Below are 17,557 nucleotides of genomic sequence, written 5' to 3' on the forward strand. Positions count from 1 at the left end.
GTCGAGTGTAACCGAGTTGATGCTCGGTCTCTTCCCGCGGCGACCTGTCATGCGGCATCGTCGTCGAAGAGACCGGTGATCATCACGTTCTCGATCGTCGAGTTGTACAGCTCCACCACCGGCATCGGCGGCGCACTCGAGTCGTAGGTGTGCCCGGTGGGTGAGATGAGTGTGTAGCGGTGTCGTGCGTTGTGTTTGTCACGTCTCGCTTCGGCCGTCCAGCCGTCGCCTTCTTTCGCGTAATTGCATGCGGCACAGAGGCCTGCGCCATTCTCGGCAGTGGTTCTGCCACCTGCGGAGTTGGGCCTGATGTGATCGTGGTGACGGATCGGTGCGTCGCACCACGGAGTGCGGCAGGTGCGATCTCGAAGATCGATGAGTCGTCCCAACGCAGTGGGAAAGGCGCGCGATGTGGACTCCACCGCCGTCAATGCGCCGGACTTCGGGTGCGCGTAGAGGCGGCGCAATGCGACGTGCGTCTCACTGTCGAGTGTGTCTCGGATGAGTTGCCGTGCGACGTCGGACGGAATGTCGCCGTAGCCGTGCAGATATGCGGACGTGGAACCACCGGCGAGGAGGCTCGAGTCCGAGATGACGATGTCGATGGTCACCGGCGTGCCTTGAGCAGCTGATGCGCCGGTGACGCGCTCGAATACTAGGTCGGCCATGATCTGGTCGCGGGTGCGTGTGTCGCCGCCTGCATTGATGATGGTGTCGGCATCTCGTCGCAGCGTGGCCCACATGCAGACGGTCTTCTCCATCGACGTCAAAGCCGTGAAAAAGCCCATCGATTCGGGTGCGGGACGGGTGCTGGTGCGGCGGGCGGCGTAGGCCTTGGCGCGTCGTTTCACCTGGGAGGCGGCGTCGAGTTCGTTGGCGAGTGCGCGGGCGCGGCCTTCGATGGTGCGGTCGCCTGCACCGGCCAGAGTGGCGGGGTCTGCGCACAGTCGTTCGTCGATGGTGCGGCGGTCGTCGACGGTGAGGCATGCGGTTTCGCGAGCGAGGATCATGGCGCGCCACTCGTTGAGTTCCCCGGCTTTCAGGCGCGCGAGGGTGTGCGGCATTTCGTGCACGAGCGCGCGAGCGAGACCGAGGTGGGTGCCGCCTCGGTTCGGTGATTCGCGCCGGGCCAGGCCGATTTGTGACGCAATACCATTGCGCCACTGTGCTTTCGGTTTGCCGCGCTCTTTGCGTTCGTTGCTGATGGCCGTTGCGACGGCGTCGGTCACCACGGCTTGGGTTGCCACGCTGGCGCACTTGACGGTCTCGAGAGCGGAGATCAAATCGATGCCGGCTCCTGCGTCGACATGGACATCGGACGCCTGAAGACGCGCGACGAAACGCAACACTTCGTCGGACGTGAGTGGTGAATCTTGTACAGCTGTGACCACGAGTTCCTCCCCAGTACTCGAATGCATGTTCGATTTTACAGGCGTTTTGGAGAGTCCGCAAGGGGTCAACTTCAGTCAAGGGATGTGCAATTGGCCAGGTGGGGCGTATGGCGAAAACGGACGTTTGCGCCTCAATCACGGCGCGGTGGCCGAACATATCCGCACCGAACTCCGTCGGCCGATTAACGCCCTGGCGGTGACGTTTGCGGCGTTCACGGGATTGCGGGCGGGCGAGCTTCAAGGTCTGAACGTGGGCGGCCTTGCACTACCGGCGATGAACGGGCAAAACGGTAGCGTGCGAGTGGCTCGCACTCGTCGCCCTGTCCGCGGGAGCTGGGAGACCGGCACATCCAAATCTAGGAAGTCGCGCCGCGCCGTGCCGGTGGACGTGTGGCTGGCTGACGACTTGCGGATTTATCTGAGGGAGGTGCACCCGCTCGCCGACCAGCTGTCCGCGGACTACGACCCAGATGCGCCGCTGTTTCCAGGGCGACACACCCGCGCCAGCGCGGTGGCCGCAGGCATCGACGTACACGACTCGGCCGCGCTAAACCGGTGGACGCACCGCTTACGTGCGCCAATGTGTACCGGGGCTGCCTACAACCCGCCCTGGCCGCGCTCAGGCTGCCGCACAGCCGCTGGCACGACCTCCAGCATGCGTTCGCGGTGATGAGCTGGGCGAGGGGGAGCACTACATGGCCGTCTCAAAGGGTGGCTCGGGCACGCGTCTTACTTAATCACCTTGACCGTCTACGCCGACTAGATCGCCGAGAACGAGGTCGGCAAGCAAGCTTCGCTCACCGCCCGGGTGTATTGGCCACATCGTCAACCGTGGCGCGGCAGGAGGTGTCGAACGTAATCGAGCTGTTTCGGCAACGCGGTCAGTCTAAGGAGATTGGTGCCACCAGTTCACGGTTTTGAACGTCGCTGATACCGAGGTCGGTAAGATGATAAACATCATCGCTGATATGTATCCGGATGCTTTCGACCAGCTTTTTGGTTGCGGCTGAGAGGTTGCTTCGCTGGTTGGTAGTCAGCCATGAGAAAAGCTGGCGCTTCGATGTTCCCCCATCGCCCTGCCAGTAAAGAAGGATGAGAACGCGATCTATTAGTGGAACCTGCTTCAGGATGACCGGGAAATCGTCTATCACCTGAATTACGGGTACTTCTTTTTTTACGATGTCGGCAATTAGTTGCTGTGCTGCTTCGTCGGCAACGTTGTGATACATCCGAACGAACTCGGCTAAGACCCATTCAAGTATGTGGATTACCAGCGACGCATCTTGCAGATTGGCGTCGATGGGTCCGAGATGGGCCACGTCGCGCTTGTTGCGAATGTCGTAAACGGCCTGCAGCGTACGGGGGATGTGAAATCTAACTGAATCGCTCGCCGCGGTGCAATTGCTAAGGCGGTTTACGAGGGTTGGAACGCCTGTAAGAGTAGTGCCTATCGGTGTGTACTGCTGGGTTGTTTGCCACTCAAGAATGCGGAGTGCCGCTTCGGAAAAACGCCCACCTTCGACCTCACTAGGACGCATGTCGCGGAGATGGTACTTTCGCTTTGCGGTTAAGTAAGCCGCAAGCAACTCCTTCGATAGCTCGTGAGGAACTCCCGCTGCAGAGAAACCAGCCTCTATGGGCGTGGTCATTCGCTAATGTTTCCGAATTCTTTCAGTCCGGCGCTGAACGAATCCAGCAATGCTCTTCTGATCTTTACCTTCTTGTTCTGGCCGGTGCCAGTCGAGATGAAATTCTCTATCCGGTCCACGTTCCGGTTGTAGTTATTGTCCATAACGTTGTATTCTTCACATTCTTTACGTGCATGTGAAAATGCAATTTCGACCTCGCCGGTGAAATAATGATAAGAAACAATTATCACCAGTGTGATCAACTTTTGCGCTTGCGCGACGTTCTTTGGTAGCTGCGGGCCCTTAATGAGCAGATGTGGTGCGCCCTTGTCGATGTGGACAAGGCGCTCGAGGATCTCTTTGCCAACGCCCGTGCCTTCACTCATCTTTACGTAAAAAGCGTCTTCGGAAAGTTCACCACTGGCGGACGATGGAGGTTTGTTCTCTTGTGCAGGCGACACGGGTTGCGCATGGGGAACGGTATGCGGGACTTCGGGCTTTGCACCAGTGATCGGCGGACCGAGGATCAGATCGAGCGCACGCGAGAACGCAACTTCATGGAGAGAGTCAGGCACGCCTGCCGCCTCAACGGCTTCCCATGCCTTCTTGAGAGCTTCGCTTGCATCCATTTGAGTTCCGTCGGCTTTCCTCGCGCTTATGTCAGCTTGGAAATCTTATCGCTCAAAACCGGACCGCTCGGTAGGTGTGACCGTTCGGCGTGTCCTATGTTTCACAATCATCAAGCCGGGGTGGTGCCGGGTTACTGGTCTCTACCGTCTCTACCGTCTCACCCGTTGATGGTTCAGATCCCCTAGCCTGGCCGTTCGTGGTGCCCTCGGCAGGATTCGAACCTGCGACCTACCCTTTAGGAGAGGGTTGCTCTATCCCCTGAGCTACGAAGGCTGGTGATCGTTCTTCTGATCCTAAGCCATTGTCCAGCAACGGCTTTCGGTTCATCGAACAATCGGTTGCGGATGGGTTCGTTGCCACGGTGCACAGCTGGTCCACATCGCGCTCGCTAGTCTAGCGGCCCACCGTGCCGATCGTGAAGCAGGTTGCCGCTGCTCATCACCGCGCCGGTCAGTGACGTGATCAGGTTCAGGGCAGTGCGGTGCTGGTGAGCGGTGTAGTCGGCTGTCGATTCGATCCCGACGAAGCACTGAATATCGCGGGCGAAAGCGTCGAACGTCGTCGCGAGAATTCCCGCCGAGGCGAACACTCCCACGATGATGAGCTGGTGACGGCCGCGTCGGCGCAGTTCGACCTCCAGATCGGTGGCATAGAAGGCGTTGTAGCTGCACCTCCCACTCGGGACCACCCTCACAGTCCCGCAGACTCTCGACCGCGTACTCCTCGACTTCGACGCTGAATGTGGCCACATCGGTCATCCTCGTACAAACGCGCGCGCATTCGCTAGGCGCGCGCAGTCTTGCTATCCAGCCACTGTCTATTCCGCACGCACCTGACGAACGCGCGCGCGTTTGCGGATCCGGAGGCCGCCCAGCAACTAATCCGCCGCAATGGCATCCACGATGTTCAGTCGAGAGGCGTGCACGGCAGGCGGAGCCGAACCCAACAGCGACAGGCCGAGTGCAACGAGTCCGTACAGCAGCACCGACCAGCTCGCGGTGTAGGCAACCGGAATTCCGATGCTGGCTCCCAGGATCAGGGTGCTCAGGTATTGCAAACCTGCGCCGATGATCAGGCCGAGGACACCGCCGACGATGCCGACCGACAGCGCCTCGGCGAGCACCATTCGCGCCAGGGTTCCTCGGCCGCCGCCCATGGCACGCAGTACCCCCAGTTCGCGGCGACGCTCGAGTACCGACAGAGTCAACGTGTTGAGCAACGCGACGGCAGCGACGAGCGCGACGATCCACTGCAATGCGATGGCCAGTGCACCGGATTGTCGGATTGCGGCACTGGTGCCCTCGAGAGCGGCAGCGCCGGTGTAGACGAAGGCCTCGGGTGGCAGCGCCGCGCGCAGTGAATCCTGCACGGCGGCAACGTCTCCGTCGACGCCGATCTCCAGATAGGTCGCCCCGGGCCGGTCGTACCACCGCTGCATCGAAGTCAACGAGATCGCCATCGTGCCGCCGGCGGCATTGATGTAGTCGACCAGATCCAACACCCGCACGGTCTGCACACCGGTCGGCGTCGGCAGATCGATGGAGTCACCGGCGGAGACGCCCAAGGTGGTGCCGAGCGCCTTCGAGAGCACCACTCCGTCGCCGGCGAGCACCTGAGAACGCACGTCCTCGGAGAGCGAGGCCAGCGTCACCGCATTGCTGCCGTCGGCGACGCCCTGGATGGAGACCAACTCGCCGTCGATCGTGGCGTATGCCCACTGCCCCCCGACGATGCGAGACACACCGGGCGTCGATGCGACGGCGTCTTCCACCTCGGCGGGAACGATCGGGCCCGACGGTATGGCATCGGGCGAGGTCATCGACACGTACAGGTCGGTATCGGCCAACGACGACAACGATGCGGCCGCGGAGTCGGTCATGTTGGTCAGCGAACCCGACACTCCCACACTGACTCCCACCGCGATCACGATCGTCATCACGGTTGCCCAGATACGCCGCGGGGCGCGTTCGATGGTGGCGGTCGCGAGGCGTCCGGCACCACCCCAGCGGCGGGGGACCGCTGCGGTGATCGACACGATCGGACCGGTAGCGCCGACGCACAGCGCGACGACGCCGAACATGAACAGGGCACCGGCCCCGAGGGTCAACTGCCCGTCGACGTTGACGGCGAACAGGAAGGATCCGGCGATGGCGAGCACGCCGAACACGGTCGCGGCCACGGTGAATCGCAGACCAGGGCCACCCGAGGTCTCTCCGCCGCCGACCGCGAGCGCCTCGATCGGCGAGATGCGGTACACCTGAACCGCAGCGACGGCCGAGGCCCCCACGCAGGCCAGCACGCACGCGACGATCGCCACCGGAATCGCGAAGCCGGGCAGCACGTATTCGATCCGCGCATCGAACGCCTGCGAGAGGAACGGCGGCAGACTTTCGATCGCGATGCGGCCCATCGCGATTCCCAGCGGGACTCCGACGGCACCGCCGACGAGACCGACCAGAACGGATTCGAACAGCAGGTCGCGGACGATATCGCCGCGTCGGCCACCGACTGCCCGGAGCAGAGAGATGGTGGGTCGACGCTTGGCGATGGCCATGTTCATGACGTTGAAGACGAGGAACGCCGCGACGACGAACGCGATGAGCGAGACCATGAGTGTCGCATTGCGAGTCAGGCTCATGGCCTGGTTCGCGCGGTCGGCCCGGAAGTCCGGATTCATCACCGACACCCGGCCCGCCAATGCGGCGTCGAGGTCGGCGCGCAGAGTGTCGCCGCTGCCGAGGACGAAGATCGAATCGAGCTGATCGGGACGGTCGGTGAGCGTCTGAGCCGTCGGGATGAGCGCGATGGCGAACATGCCCCCGCCGATCCTCTGTGTCCCCGGGCCGTCGACCACGCCGACCACCGCCGTCGGAACATCGTCGATGGTGACGGTGTCGCCCTGCGTCAGACCCGTTGCGGCTCCGACCAATACACCGGCGGGATCGGTGAGCAACCCTGCCGCGTTGCCGACTGCGCCTTCCAGGTCGGATTGCAATGCCGTGATGGACGCGTCGACACCGAGAATCGTCAGGTCTCCGACGTCGGACCGAACGGTGCTGCGCAGCAGTGGAACCGCTGTCTCGACGCCGGGGACAGCACGAACGGCGTCGAGTTCGCTCTGATCGAAGCCCGAGTCGGTGACACCGACGACCTCGTAGTCGGCGTTACCTGCGCTCGACACCGCGAGACGCTCGACAGATCCGGTCAATGATCCGTACGTGCCGAGGACGGCGATGAGCAACCCGGCCGCGACGGCGACGACGCCGGCCGAGACCAGCGAACGCACCCAGTGCATGCGGAGATCGCGAAGGCTGATGACTCGAAATCTGCTGAGCGCGGTCCCTATCACCGATCGAGGCTCGCGGTCGGGGTGTCGGTCTCGACGCGACCGTCGATCATGCTGACGATGCGATCGGTCGACCGTGCCGCCTCGAGGTCGTGGGTCGCCATCACCACTGCTCGACGCCCGTCGCTGGCGTGCGCTACGTCGGCGAGGATCTCGAGGACGTTGTGGGAGGTCTTCGAGTCGAGATTGCCGGTCGGTTCGTCGGCGATCAGCAGCGCCGGGTCCATCATCAACGCCCGGGCGATCGCGATGCGCTGGATCTGACCGCCGGACAACTGTGCCGGACGGTGCTCGGATCGGTTCGACAGCCCGACCATCTCCAGCAGCCGCATCGCATCCGCTCGGGCCTTCTTGATGGGGGTGCCGTCGAGCAGCTTGGGAACGGCGACGTTCTCCCACGCCGACATGGTGGGCAGCAGGTTGAAGAACTGGAAGACGAACCCCACCTGGTGGCGTCGAAAATCGGATTGGGCGTTGTCGTCGAGGGTGGTGACCTCGACGTCGTCGAACCGGATGGAACCGGACGTCGGCGTGTCGAGTGCACCGAGCATGTGCAGCAGTGTCGACTTACCCGCACCGGACGGCGCAACCAGCGAGACGAACTGGCCACCCTCGATCGTCAGATCGATACCGTCCAACGCGCGTACCGGTTGCTCGCCGGTGGGGTACTCCTTGACCACGCCGGACAGCTCGAGCTTCAACTTCGTCATGCACAATCCCCTGCTCCTCGAATACTTCCGACGCTACCTGCCGTCGGGTCGAGAAACCGGTCGGAGTTCTCAGATCACGCTGCGCCGCGCGAGGATTCGAGCCGTCGGGCCACCAGTGCGGCCTGCAGGTGTCGGATTCCCGAGGGACGGGTGGGGTCGAACCCGGTGAGCTGGGCGATCCGCTTGAGGCGGTAATCGACGGTGTTGGTGTGCAGATGGAGCTGGCGTGCGGACCGCTGACGGTTCAGATCGTGCGAGATGTGGATCTCGAGGGTCTCGAGCAGCTCCGGTGACGAGTCGAGTGGCTCGAGGATCTGGGTCAGGTGGCGACGGCCGGGGCCAGGACGCGTGAGCTGGTACTCGAGCACCAGGTCGTCCATGCGGTACAGGCCGGATGGGCGGTGCAACTGGTGCGCCAACGCCAGCAGTTCGTGTACCTGATCGGCTGCGGTGGGGATATCGGAAGTAGCGGCCTGCTCGGCGGTGACGGTGACGGGAACCTCGGCGGCGGTCCCGATGCGATGCACCAGGGCCTCGACCCACTCGTCGTCGTGGATGCCGGGAATGAGCACTGTGCCACCCTCGGTGCTGAGCAGCGACAGGGGCGTCCGACCGCAGATCGTGGCCAGCTCGGCCTGGACGCGGCGCAGCTTCCTGCGGGCGGCGACGGTCTTCTGGATGTTGGGGTCGTTCTCGTCGGGGTGCGGCGGCACCGAAATGGCGAGCACGAGGTAACTGTCGGCGAGTTCGATGCCGGACTGACGGGCCATCGACACCGCGTTGTGGCCGCTGAGCAGCGAGGTCACCAGGGTGTGTGCTGCCGTGTGGTGCTCACTGGCCACCGCTTGGAGCTCCTCGACGTAGCTCTTGCTTGCGGCGATGGACACCTTCTCCGACAGCAGCACGAACATCCGCGCGGCCTCGATCAGTTGAGCGGCGTCACCCTCGCCTGCCCTCTTGGACACGAGATTCCAGCCGATCTGAATGCCCTCGTGGTAGACGCTGAGCACGGATTCGAGTGGCACACCCTCGCGGGCCCACTGGCTGGCCTTGGCGCGGAGTTCGGCCAGGTCGGACTCGGCCGGAGCGCGCCGTTCGTCGAGCATCTGCACGGCGATACTGATGCACTTGACGGTGAATTCGGTGACGTCGCCATGGAGCTGTTCGCCCGGCAACGACCCGCAGGGGGTGTTGGCGGCGAAGTGCCCCACGAGGAGCCGAGCCACTGCGCGGAAGTCGCGAAGAGGAGCCGACGCAGGCTGACCCGCGACCATGATTCCGAGGCTAGTCGAGTTGTGAACGGTCACAGATCAACCCTTCGTGTTGGGTTCTTCAGGTCTTCGGAGAGCAAACTTACTTGCGCGTATTGATGCGCATCCACGGCTCAATGTATGCAATCCTCGACGAAACCGCGGCGTTTTCGTACTTCAAGTTTGTTTCCTGGCCTCTAACAGGGTCGATCATAGGTTGTTATCAACGCGTTATCCACCATTTCGGCAAAACTCGTTGTGACCTATCTCGAGCGCGTGCCCCGAGCGCTTGCGACTTGCCCTAAACAATCGTCAAGCGGTCCACGACGGGAGGACGGCGGATCTACGGTCGTTTCGGTCGGAGTGGGTTGGCGGGCGGCGAAGGGGCGGGCATGCGCACAGATATCGGGCAGTTCGCGGTACTGCGAGAACTGTTGCCGACCATCGAGGCGAATCTCGTTCGTCATCGCGCCGAAGCCGCGCAGTGGGAACCGGCCGACTTCGTTCGGGCCGAGATGTACTGGGGTTCGCGTCCCTCGACCCTGACCGAAGCCGCCAAAGCGGCACTGGTGACCACTCTGCTTGTCGAACAGAACATTCCGCTGTACCGGCGGGACACCGCCGCCTCCGAGGTCGGGGTCTGGCCGTCGTGGCTCACCGAGTGGAGCGACGAACGAACTCGGCACGCGGTGGCTGTCACCGACTATCTGGTCGCCACCCGCAGCGTCGATCCGATCGCCCTCGGTCGCGCCCGAGCGCAGTGCATGACGGTGGGTTTCGACGCCCCGATGAACGGAGCGCACCTGCTCCGGTCGCTGGCCCAGGTCGCCCTCGACGAGTCGGTCTCGAGCATCTGCCATCGCAACACCGCCGCTCAGTGCCACGATCCGGTCGCCGATCGCCTGCTCGGACGCATCGTCGCCGATCAGAACCTGCACGTCCGCTTCTTTTCCGACCTGGTCTCCGCGGCGCTCGAGGTTGCACCGTCGCTCACTGTCACGGCAATCACCGAAGTCGTCATGAACTTCCAGCTGCCGGGCAGCAACCTGCCGGGCTTCGCGCGCAGCGCGATGCTCATCTCGCGTGACGGGATCTACGATCTACGCCGACATCTCGACGAGGTTCTGCGTCCCTCGTTGGCGCAGTGGCGCATCTTCGAGCGCACCGATCTCGGTGCCGGAGCCCGCAGCCGCGACCAACTGGCCGATTATCTCGATCATCTCGACGCCCAGGACACTGCTACCGAGCTCAGCCGCACGCGAAGTCAGGAGCACGCAAACGCATTGCGCGCCAGCTGACGCCACAAACCCCGGGGGGTCCGTGGGACCGGCGCCTCTTCGGTTCGATTCGAATCGAAGAGGCGCTTGGGCGGGACCCATCGACTAGCCTGAACTCCTATTCGTCATACGCCCGAGGCCTGGTTCTCGCGCAACGACCGGAGGCCCGAAACGTGACAGGCTCTCGACCGATCATCGTCGGCATCGACGGATCCGCCGCTGCGGACAAGGCCGTGATCTGGGCGGCCCTCTGTGCGCATCGACGCAATCGGCGGTTGCACATCGTGACTGCAGTCGACATGCCAGGGGTGGTCGACCTGAGCGAATTCGCCGGCGAAGCAACCGAATTCGTGGCCACGGCCAAATCCAGATTGGTGGCGGCAGAAACGCTGGCGGCACTGGTCGTCGACGATCCCGCCTTCGAGGTGACCTCGAGTGCCGTCGAGGGCGGTGTGATGGACGTTCTCATCGGCGTCTCGGCGCAGGCCGAGCTCCTGGTGATCGGAGCCAGCGAAACCGGCGCTGTCACACTCTCGTTGGCCGCGCACAGCGTCTCTCCGGTCGCGGTGGTGCGAGGCCGTGACATCGACGGTCGCCCGGTCGCCGAGGGGCCGGTCGTCGTCGGTATCGACGGCTCGGACGTCAACCAGGCTGCGGTCGAGTGGGCGTTCGCCGAAGCATCGGCCCGGGACGCACTGCTGATCGCAGTGCACGTGTGGTCCGATGTCGATCTGACCCAATCGTTCGGCCGTGCGCCCAAGGACTGGCAGGCCATCGCAGACGGTGAGGAGGCTCTGCTGGCAGAGAGCCTCGCCGGGTGGCAGGAGAGGTTCCCCGACGTCGAAGTACAGCGCGTCGTCGCTCAGGACCGTCCGGTGAGGGTGCTGAGCGGATTGTCCGAAACCGGAGCGTTGATCGTGGTGGGCAACCGGGGGCGCGGCGGATTCGGTGGAATGCTGTTGGGCTCCACGAGTTTCGCGCTCGTCAACACCGCGGACTGCCCGGTGCTGGTCGTGCGGAAAGCGCTCACATAGCGACGGTCAGCAGAAAGCTCACGTCTTCGAGGGCCTCGACGCTGTGGCGGGCGTCGGGGATGACGAGAAGGTCGCCGGTCGAGCCCTTCCAGGAGCGCTCACCGGAGATCAGTTCGAGCTTGCCGCTGAGCACCAGGACGGTCGACTCGCCGGAGAGGTCGTGTTCGGCAAGCTTGTTACCGGCGGCCAGGGCCACCACCGTCTGCCGCAGATGGCGTTGGTGACCGCCGTACACAGTCTGCGAACTGCGGCCACTCGACGCGCCGACTGCAAGCTTGAGCTGTTGGCGGGCAAGGGCGGTGAGTGACTTCTTGTCCATGATCGTCAGTATGACGCACCGCTCGCAGTCGCGACGGGGGAATCCTGAACGCGCTCAAGAAGGTTGGGTAGGCTTTCCGTACTCGACCCAGCGGAATCGGGTTCCGTCGACCCGGCTGCTCTGCCACTCGCCTGCCGTCGCGACCCAGCCGTCGGGAATCTCGGGAGCCCTCGTATCGCCCTCGACGTCGAGATCGACCTCGGTGACCTCCAGGCGGGTCGCGATATCCATTGCACTGCGATAGATTTCGCCGCCCCCCATGATCCACACCGGGTCGGCGTCGGCCAGCGCGATGGCGTCGGCGACGCTGTGTGCCACCTCCGCGCCCACGGCCGACCACGAGAGATTGCGCGTGACGACGATGTTCCGACGCCTGGGCAGCGGCCGGAATTTCGGAGGAAGAGAATCCCAGGTCTTGCGGCCCATGACGACGGTGTGGCCGCCCGTCACGGCGCGAAAGTGTGCCATGTCCTCGGGAATGTGCCAGGGGATACCGCCCCCGTCGCCGATGGTTCCCGTTGTGCTCTGCGCCCAGATCGAGCCGACGAACGCCGCACTCACACCGCTACCGGGGCCTTGATCGCCGGGTGATGCTGGTAGCCCACGATCTCGATGTCCTCGTAGGTGTAGTCGAAGATCGAATCCCGTTGCGCCAGTTCGAGAGTGGGGTACGGATATGCCTCGCGCGAGAGCTGCTCGGTGACCTGATCGCGGTGGTTGTCGTAGATGTGGCAGTCGCCGCCGGTCCAGACGAACTCGCCGACCTCGAGGCCGGTCTGCGCCGCCACCATGTGCGTGAGCAGTGCATAGCTGGCGATGTTGAACGGCACACCGAGAAACATGTCTGCACTGCGCTGGTAGAGCTGGCACGAGAGCTTGCCGTCGGCCACGTAGAACTGGAAGAACGCGTGGCACGGCGGCAACGCCATGCGTGGGATCTCACCGACGTTCCAGGCCGAGACGATCATCCGTCGCGAATCCGGATCGGTCCTCAGGGTCTCGATGACCTGGCTGATCTGGTCGATGTGCTCGCCCGACGGGGTGGGCCACGACCGCCACTGCACGCCGTAGACGGGGCCCAGCTCACCGTCCGGAGCTGCCCACTCGTCCCAGATGCTCACGCCGTGCTCCTGCAGCCACGTGGCGTTCGAGTCTCCGCGCAAGAACCACAGCAACTCGTAGACGATGGACTTGAGGTGGACCTTCTTGGTGGTGATCAACGGGAAGCCCGCTGCCAGATCGAAGCGCAGCTGATGTCCGAACACACTGGTCGTGCCGGTCCCCGTGCGGTCGGATTTCGCCGTCCCGGTATCGAGGATGCGGCGTAGCAGATCTTCGTACGGAGTCGGAACCATCACGACGGTCATCGTAGCTGCATACTGGACTCATGCCGGAATTACCCGAGGTGGAAGCCCTTGCCGGCTTTCTGCGTGAGCATGCCGTCGGTGCCGTGATCGGGCGCATCGACATCGCTGCGCTGAGCGTGCTCAAGACCTTCGATCCGCCGATCACCGAGCTGCAAGGCAAGGACGTCACCGATGCCGCCCGGTTCGGGAAACATCTGGCGCTGCGAGCCGGTGACCTGTGGCTGATCACGCATCTCTCGCGCGGAGGATGGCTGCGGTGGGTGGACAACCCCAGCGTCGCACCGCCGAAGCCGGGCAAAGGGCCCCTGGCGCTGCGGATCCACTTCTTCACCCCCGAGGGATCGACGCCCGCCATCGATCTCACGGAAGCGGGCACCAAGAAGCGGCTGGCGGTGTGGGTGGTACGCGACCCGCAACAGGTCGCGAGTATCGCCCGGCTCGGACCCGACGCGCTGACGGTCACCGAGCTCGAATTCGCCGAGATCCTCGCCGGCACCACCGCGAGACTGAAGACCTCGTTGGTGGATCAGTCGCTGTTGGCGGGCATCGGCAATGCCTACTCGGACGAGATACTGCACGTCGCGAAGCTCTCGCCCTTCGCGTCGTCGAGCAAGCTCGATCCCGAATCCGTCGGCGCGCTCTACGCGGCGATGCGCTCGGTCCTGTCCGACGCGGTGGCCCGCTCGGCCGGGCAGGATGCGGCGCGTCTGAAGGGGGAGAAGCGATCGGGGATGCGCGTGCACGCCAGAACCGGACTTCCGTGCCCGGTGTGCGGCGACCCGGTCCGTGAAGTCGCCTACGTCGATCGCTCTTTTCAGTACTGCGCTACGTGCCAGACGGCCGGCAAGATTCTCGCCGACCGTCGCATGTCGCGACTGCTCAAGTGACGGGTTCGAGCCTCTGGCTGTCGTAGCCTCGGTAGCCTTCCCACGCCTTGCGCCGGTCGCTCCGCGGGTCCTTCTGTACCCGGGTGCGGGTGTCGAAGATCAATGTCCGACGCGAATCCTCGTCGTAGGCCGGCCACGTGTCCAACGGTTTTCCGTTGGTGGCGAACGCAATCCAGTTCGACTGCACCTGTTCGGTGACCTCGGCGAATGCCTTCCGTCCGCCGGTCAGTGTGAGCGCCTTGCCGAAGAGGGTCGCGTTGATGCCGAACACGGCGAACAGTTCGAAGCCGTGGGTGGCGTCGAGGCCGAGCACCTTCATCGACCGCGGGGCGAAGTCGAAGCGATAGAAGTACGTGGGTGCGTGACGCGAATGTCCTTCGGCCACTTCGAGAGACGGCTTCCAGAAGGTGAAGTCGCCGCCGAAGTCGATGGCTGCGCGCTCGTTGGGGTAGCCGCGGTACGCCTCGGTGACGACAGCTTCGGCGTCGGGGTCGGTGAGGGAGAACAGCTTGGTGATGCGCTCGGGGTTGGTGGGCAGTGCGTCGAGGAACTTCGGAAACAGTGTTCCCTCACGGGCATTGGTGCCGATGATCAGCGGGACGCGGTGCGCGGTGCCGTTCGCGTAGGCCTCGACCGGGCTGACCGGCAGGAAGTCGCCGTCGATCACCGGGCCGAACGGGAGCAGGCCGGGAGTGCGGTGCAGGGTGGTGAGGCCGAGCTTGGTGCCCGCCCGACCGAGCCGGAGCACCTCGGCGTTCTCCAGGGTCTCGGTGGCGGTCTCGACCGTGCCGCCGAGGTAGCCCACGTACTCGCGCGCCCATTGATCGGCGCGCTCCTTGGTGGCCGTCATGCCCGGGGCGGAGCTTTCGGAAATGGCCTGTGCAAACAGGCCTTTCGCGGCGGGAACCGTCATGAGAGTGGTGACGGCATTGCCGCCGGCGGACTCGCCGAAGATGGTGACGTTGTTCGGATCGCCGCCGAAGTTCGCGATGTTGCGCTGCACCCATTCCAGAGCCGCGACCTGATCCCGCAAGCCCAGGTTGGAGTCGAACGGCCGCTCGGGAGTGGAGAACTGGGACATGTCGAGGTAGCCGAGAGCGCCGAGTCGATAGTTGACCGACACGTAGATGATGCCGTCGCCGTCCTTCAGCGAGCGGCGCACCAGAGAGCCGCCGCCGTACAGCGGGGTCGCCGATGTGCCGAGCGTGTAGGCACCACCGTGGATGAACACCATGACCGGTCGCGGGTTCGCGCTCGGTGCGCTCGGGGCCAACACGTTGAGCGTCAGGCAGTCCTCGCTCGACGGCTGGTATTTGCCGACCGCGAGCATCGTGCCGCGCTTGTGCTGAATGGAGGCGTTGCCCCACTCGGTGGCGTCGCGCACGCCCGACCACGGTTCGGTCGGTTGCGGCGCTCGGAACCGCAGCGGGCCGACGGGCGGGGCGGCGTAGGGGATGCCGCGCCAGGTGGTGAGGTCACCCACCGGCTTGCCCTCGATGATGCCGTCGGAGGTGGTCACGCGTGTCGTCACAGCCATGTCGCGAGTGTACTGATCCGTCCTTACCCGCGGGTAAGAACCGGCGAGGATCGGTACCGGGCAGACTCGAGGGCATGCCTTTCGAGTATCGAGCCGAGATAGTGGAGCTGCTGCGGGCACCCTCGCACGCGTACTTCGGGAGATCCAAGGACGGCCCGGCCGATGTACCGACCGAACTGCCCGTCAGTGTCGAGATCGTGGCCCACAAGGGCATCCGCGGCGATCGATTCTTCGGCGTGAAAGCGCATACCGAGGCGGCGGTGAGCTTTCTGTCGCTCGAGGCATGGGAGGCCGTGGGGGATGTGCTCGGCGTCGAGGTGCCCGATCCCTCGGTGGCCAGGCGCAATGTCGTCGTGCGCGGTCTCGAGCTCGACCCACTGCGAGGTCTGGAATTCGAGCTCGATTCCGGTGACGGCTGGATCGCGTTCCGTGGTGGCCGACCGGCCCATCCGTGCGCGTGGATGGACCGCATGGTGGTGGACGGCGCACGCAAGGCACTGATCGGTCGCGGCGGGCTGCGGGTCGAACCGCTGTCGGACGGGATCCTGCGGGTAGGGGAACTGCTGGTTCGCTCGCCCGTCGAACTCGATGCCTCGCGAGCCGCGCTGTCCGTCAGGCGTGCTCAGCCGATCTGACCTGGCCTTCCCCCGGATGTCGTGGTGTCGCTCTGTCTACACCCTTGCTCACGAAGTAAATCTGTGCCCATAATGTGGGTATTGGTGTGACGGATCACACCGAGCCGCACGCGATGGCGTCGGTCACTCTAGATCGGAAAGAAGTGCCGATGTCCGACCTGTGGATCGTGATCAATACCGTCGTCGCCGTGCTGGCCGTGGTGGTCTTCATCGTTCGCTTTCACTTCAACCCGGTGATCTCGCTGGTGCTCGGGGCTGCATACCTGGGACTGGCGACCAAGCTCGGAGTCGGGACCACCGTCGACACCATCACCGGCGGATTCGGCGAGATCATGGCCGAGGTGGGGCTGCTCATCGCGTTCGGAGTCCTGATGGGTTCGGTGCTGCAGGAGATGAGCGCGATCCAACGACTCGTCGGGACGCTGCTGCGAACATTCGGTCCCAAGCGGCTGCCGTACGCGCTGTCTCTGACCATCGCGACTCTGCTGCAGTCCATCTTCCTCGACGTGTTGTTGGTGATCTCCGCTCCGCTCGCACGCAACCTCGCGCCCAAGATCGGCAAGTACGGCACAGCGCGGATGGCCACGGCGCTGGCGATCGCGCTCGAATGCGGCATCGTGTTCATGGTCCCCGGTGTCGCGACGCTCGCACTGGCCGGACTGCTCGGGGTGCCGCTGGGCAAGATGATGATCTACGGATTGATCCTGATCGTTCCCGTCGTCGTGCTGTCGGTGGCCATCATGTCGTTCGTCTTCCGGCACGGTTGGTGGAACGAGGAGAAGGACGAGCAGCAGATCATCGTGGTCCCGGAGCCTGCCGATTCCGAGGGCGAACCCCTCGACACCGGAGGTGGCGTAGCCCAGAAGGTGCGCACCGAGAAGCAGACGAAGTTGCTGGTGTTGCTCTCGCCGCTGCTGCTCGCGCTCGTCCTCATCGCGATCGGAGCCGTTCTCGAAGTCGCCGAAATATCGGTTCCCGTAGTCGAATTCATTGCCAGCCCGGTCATCGCGCTGCTCATCGGCTTGGTGGGGACGTGCCTCATCGGTCGCTACCACGTCGGTCAGGCTCGGGTGGAGAAAGCTCTCGCCCGTGGCTTCGCCGAGAGCGGTCAGATCCTGATCCTCACCGGTGTCGGTGGATCGCTCGCGGCCGTCATCAACGAAGCGGGTCTCGGCGGCATCCTCGGCCAGTACTTCACGGCGAGTACCGCAGCGCCGCTGTTGATGGTGTGGGTGATCGCTGCCGCGTTGCACATCGCCGTCGGATCGGTGACGATCTCCGCCATCACCTCGGCCGGCATTCTCGCCCCGGTCGCTCCGCTGATCGGTCTCGACCCGGTGTTCATCGCGCTTGCTGCGGGTGCCGGATCACTGTTCGCCGTACACGTCACCAGCAACACCTTCTGGCTGCTGCAGTCCTTGATGGGCCAGTCGACCCGGGGCACACTCAAGACATGCTCGGTGGGCGTCTCGGTGGCATCGGTCATCGCCATCGCGTTGATCGTGCCGATGAGCTGGATTCTGTGAGTCCTGATTCTGTGAGTACC

Annotated in this window: 16 protein-coding genes and 1 tRNA gene; 5 read left to right on the top strand and 12 right to left on the bottom strand. The window is 64.1% G+C overall.

The window, feature by feature from the left end; translation table 11 throughout:
* Positions 1 to 47: 47 nt before the first annotated feature.
* The 8 genes from R4P57_RS22250 to R4P57_RS22285 all read right to left on the bottom strand — a co-directional run bounded on the left by R4P57_RS22250 (position 48) and on the right by R4P57_RS22285 (position 8,979).
* On the bottom strand, positions 48 to 1,391 hold the full coding sequence (locus R4P57_RS22250; protein WP_317805032.1) for an HNH endonuclease signature motif containing protein: 1,344 nt from the start codon (positions 1,389 to 1,391) through the stop codon (positions 48 to 50).
* 881 nt (positions 1,392 to 2,272) lie between these two features.
* A complete protein-coding gene (locus R4P57_RS22255; RefSeq protein ID WP_317805033.1) occupies positions 2,273 to 3,040 on the bottom strand; it encodes a hypothetical protein in 768 nt (255 codons plus the stop codon).
* The gene (locus tag R4P57_RS22260; protein WP_317805034.1) at positions 3,037 to 3,648 is read right to left on the bottom strand and encodes a hypothetical protein; all 612 of its coding nucleotides are present in this window, start codon (positions 3,646 to 3,648) and stop codon (positions 3,037 to 3,039) included. Before R4P57_RS22260 ends, R4P57_RS22255 begins: the two co-directional genes overlap by 4 nt.
* 198 nt (positions 3,649 to 3,846) lie before the next feature.
* Positions 3,847 to 3,922, bottom strand: a tRNA-Arg gene (locus R4P57_RS22265).
* Between the two features lie 115 nt (positions 3,923 to 4,037).
* Positions 4,038 to 4,343 carry an isochorismatase family protein gene (locus R4P57_RS22270; protein ID WP_317805035.1) on the bottom strand — a complete coding sequence of 102 codons (306 nt, stop codon included), beginning with the start codon at positions 4,341 to 4,343 and terminating at the stop codon, positions 4,038 to 4,040.
* Between the two features lie 183 nt (positions 4,344 to 4,526).
* Positions 4,527 to 6,998 carry an ABC transporter permease gene (locus R4P57_RS22275; RefSeq protein WP_317805036.1) on the bottom strand — a complete coding sequence of 824 codons (2,472 nt, stop codon included), beginning with the start codon at positions 6,996 to 6,998 and terminating at the stop codon, positions 4,527 to 4,529.
* Positions 6,995 to 7,705: an ABC transporter ATP-binding protein gene (locus R4P57_RS22280; protein WP_411742416.1), complete on the bottom strand. Its 711-nt coding sequence runs from the start codon at positions 7,703 to 7,705 to the stop codon at positions 6,995 to 6,997. Before R4P57_RS22280 ends, R4P57_RS22275 begins: the two co-directional genes overlap by 4 nt.
* A gap of 74 nt (positions 7,706 to 7,779) precedes the next feature.
* Positions 7,780 to 8,979: a helix-turn-helix domain-containing protein gene (locus R4P57_RS22285; protein WP_317805037.1), complete on the bottom strand. Its 1,200-nt coding sequence runs from the start codon at positions 8,977 to 8,979 to the stop codon at positions 7,780 to 7,782.
* A 368-nt stretch (positions 8,980 to 9,347) separates the two neighbouring features.
* Between R4P57_RS22285 and R4P57_RS22290 the strand changes: the two genes are divergently transcribed.
* Both R4P57_RS22290 and R4P57_RS22295 read left to right on the top strand, forming a co-directional pair.
* Complete coding sequence (locus R4P57_RS22290) at positions 9,348 to 10,253, top strand: acyl-ACP desaturase (RefSeq protein ID WP_317805038.1); 906 nt, start codon at positions 9,348 to 9,350, stop codon at positions 10,251 to 10,253.
* A 152-nt stretch (positions 10,254 to 10,405) separates the two neighbouring features.
* The gene (locus R4P57_RS22295) at positions 10,406 to 11,266 is read left to right on the top strand and encodes a universal stress protein (RefSeq protein WP_317805039.1); all 861 of its coding nucleotides are present in this window, start codon (positions 10,406 to 10,408) and stop codon (positions 11,264 to 11,266) included.
* On the opposite strand, the gene R4P57_RS22300 is transcribed toward R4P57_RS22295, so the two are convergent.
* From R4P57_RS22300 to R4P57_RS22310, 3 genes are read right to left on the bottom strand one after another with little or no spacing between them, the layout of a single operon-like run.
* The gene (locus R4P57_RS22300; RefSeq protein WP_068050089.1) at positions 11,259 to 11,585 is read right to left on the bottom strand and encodes a cupin domain-containing protein; all 327 of its coding nucleotides are present in this window, start codon (positions 11,583 to 11,585) and stop codon (positions 11,259 to 11,261) included. The two genes, R4P57_RS22295 and R4P57_RS22300, sit on opposite strands and share 8 nt — an antisense overlap.
* A gap of 54 nt (positions 11,586 to 11,639) precedes the next feature.
* Positions 11,640 to 12,146, bottom strand: coding sequence for a dihydrofolate reductase (locus tag R4P57_RS22305; RefSeq protein WP_317805040.1), 507 nt, complete (start codon positions 12,144 to 12,146; stop codon positions 11,640 to 11,642).
* Positions 12,143 to 12,943 (bottom strand): thymidylate synthase, encoded by an 801-nt coding sequence (locus tag R4P57_RS22310; protein ID WP_317805181.1) that lies wholly within the window; start codon positions 12,941 to 12,943, stop codon positions 12,143 to 12,145. Before R4P57_RS22310 ends, R4P57_RS22305 begins: the two co-directional genes overlap by 4 nt.
* Positions 12,944 to 12,972: 29 nt before the next feature.
* Between R4P57_RS22310 and R4P57_RS22315 the strand changes: the two genes are divergently transcribed.
* Positions 12,973 to 13,839 (top strand): Fpg/Nei family DNA glycosylase, encoded by an 867-nt coding sequence (locus R4P57_RS22315; protein WP_317805041.1) that lies wholly within the window; start codon positions 12,973 to 12,975, stop codon positions 13,837 to 13,839.
* On the opposite strand, the gene R4P57_RS22320 is transcribed toward R4P57_RS22315, so the two are convergent.
* Entirely contained in the window at positions 13,832 to 15,376 is a 1,545-nt protein-coding gene (locus R4P57_RS22320; protein ID WP_317805042.1) for a carboxylesterase/lipase family protein, read from the bottom strand. The genes R4P57_RS22315 and R4P57_RS22320 overlap by 8 nt on opposite strands.
* A 74-nt stretch (positions 15,377 to 15,450) precedes the next feature.
* On the opposite strand from R4P57_RS22320, the gene R4P57_RS22325 reads away from it, so the two are divergent.
* Entirely contained in the window at positions 15,451 to 16,011 is a 561-nt protein-coding gene (locus R4P57_RS22325) for a molybdenum cofactor biosysynthesis protein (RefSeq protein WP_317805043.1), read from the top strand.
* Between the two features lie 149 nt (positions 16,012 to 16,160).
* Positions 16,161 to 17,537, top strand: coding sequence for a GntP family permease (locus tag R4P57_RS22330; protein ID WP_317805044.1), 1,377 nt, complete (start codon positions 16,161 to 16,163; stop codon positions 17,535 to 17,537).
* The last annotated feature ends 20 nt before the right edge of the window (positions 17,538 to 17,557 follow it).

Source organism: Rhodococcus sp. IEGM 1330 (genome assembly GCF_033142445.1).
GTDB lineage: Bacteria > Actinomycetota > Actinomycetes > Mycobacteriales > Mycobacteriaceae > Rhodococcoides.

What these genes read in the sequence shown, in the direction of transcription:
- R4P57_RS22290 (WP_317805038.1), top strand. Translation starts at nt 9,348, where the DNA reads ATGCGCACAGATATCGGGCAGTTCGCGGTACTGCGAGAACTGTTGCCG.
- R4P57_RS22300 (WP_068050089.1), bottom strand. Translation starts at nt 11,585, where the DNA reads ATGGACAAGAAGTCACTCACCGCCCTTGCCCGCCAACAGCTCAAGCTT.
- R4P57_RS22260 (WP_317805034.1), bottom strand. Translation starts at nt 3,648, where the DNA reads ATGGATGCAAGCGAAGCTCTCAAGAAGGCATGGGAAGCCGTTGAGGCG.
- R4P57_RS22255 (WP_317805033.1), bottom strand. Translation starts at nt 3,040, where the DNA reads ATGACCACGCCCATAGAGGCTGGTTTCTCTGCAGCGGGAGTTCCTCAC.
- R4P57_RS22285 (WP_317805037.1), bottom strand. Translation starts at nt 8,979, where the DNA reads ATGGTCGCGGGTCAGCCTGCGTCGGCTCCTCTTCGCGACTTCCGCGCA.
- R4P57_RS22320 (WP_317805042.1), bottom strand. Translation starts at nt 15,376, where the DNA reads ATGGCTGTGACGACACGCGTGACCACCTCCGACGGCATCATCGAGGGC.
- R4P57_RS22280 (WP_411742416.1), bottom strand. Translation starts at nt 7,705, where the DNA reads ATGACGAAGTTGAAGCTCGAGCTGTCCGGCGTGGTCAAGGAGTACCCC.
- R4P57_RS22330 (WP_317805044.1), top strand. Translation starts at nt 16,161, where the DNA reads ATGTCCGACCTGTGGATCGTGATCAATACCGTCGTCGCCGTGCTGGCC.
- R4P57_RS22325 (WP_317805043.1), top strand. Translation starts at nt 15,451, where the DNA reads ATGCCTTTCGAGTATCGAGCCGAGATAGTGGAGCTGCTGCGGGCACCC.
- R4P57_RS22315 (WP_317805041.1), top strand. Translation starts at nt 12,973, where the DNA reads ATGCCGGAATTACCCGAGGTGGAAGCCCTTGCCGGCTTTCTGCGTGAG.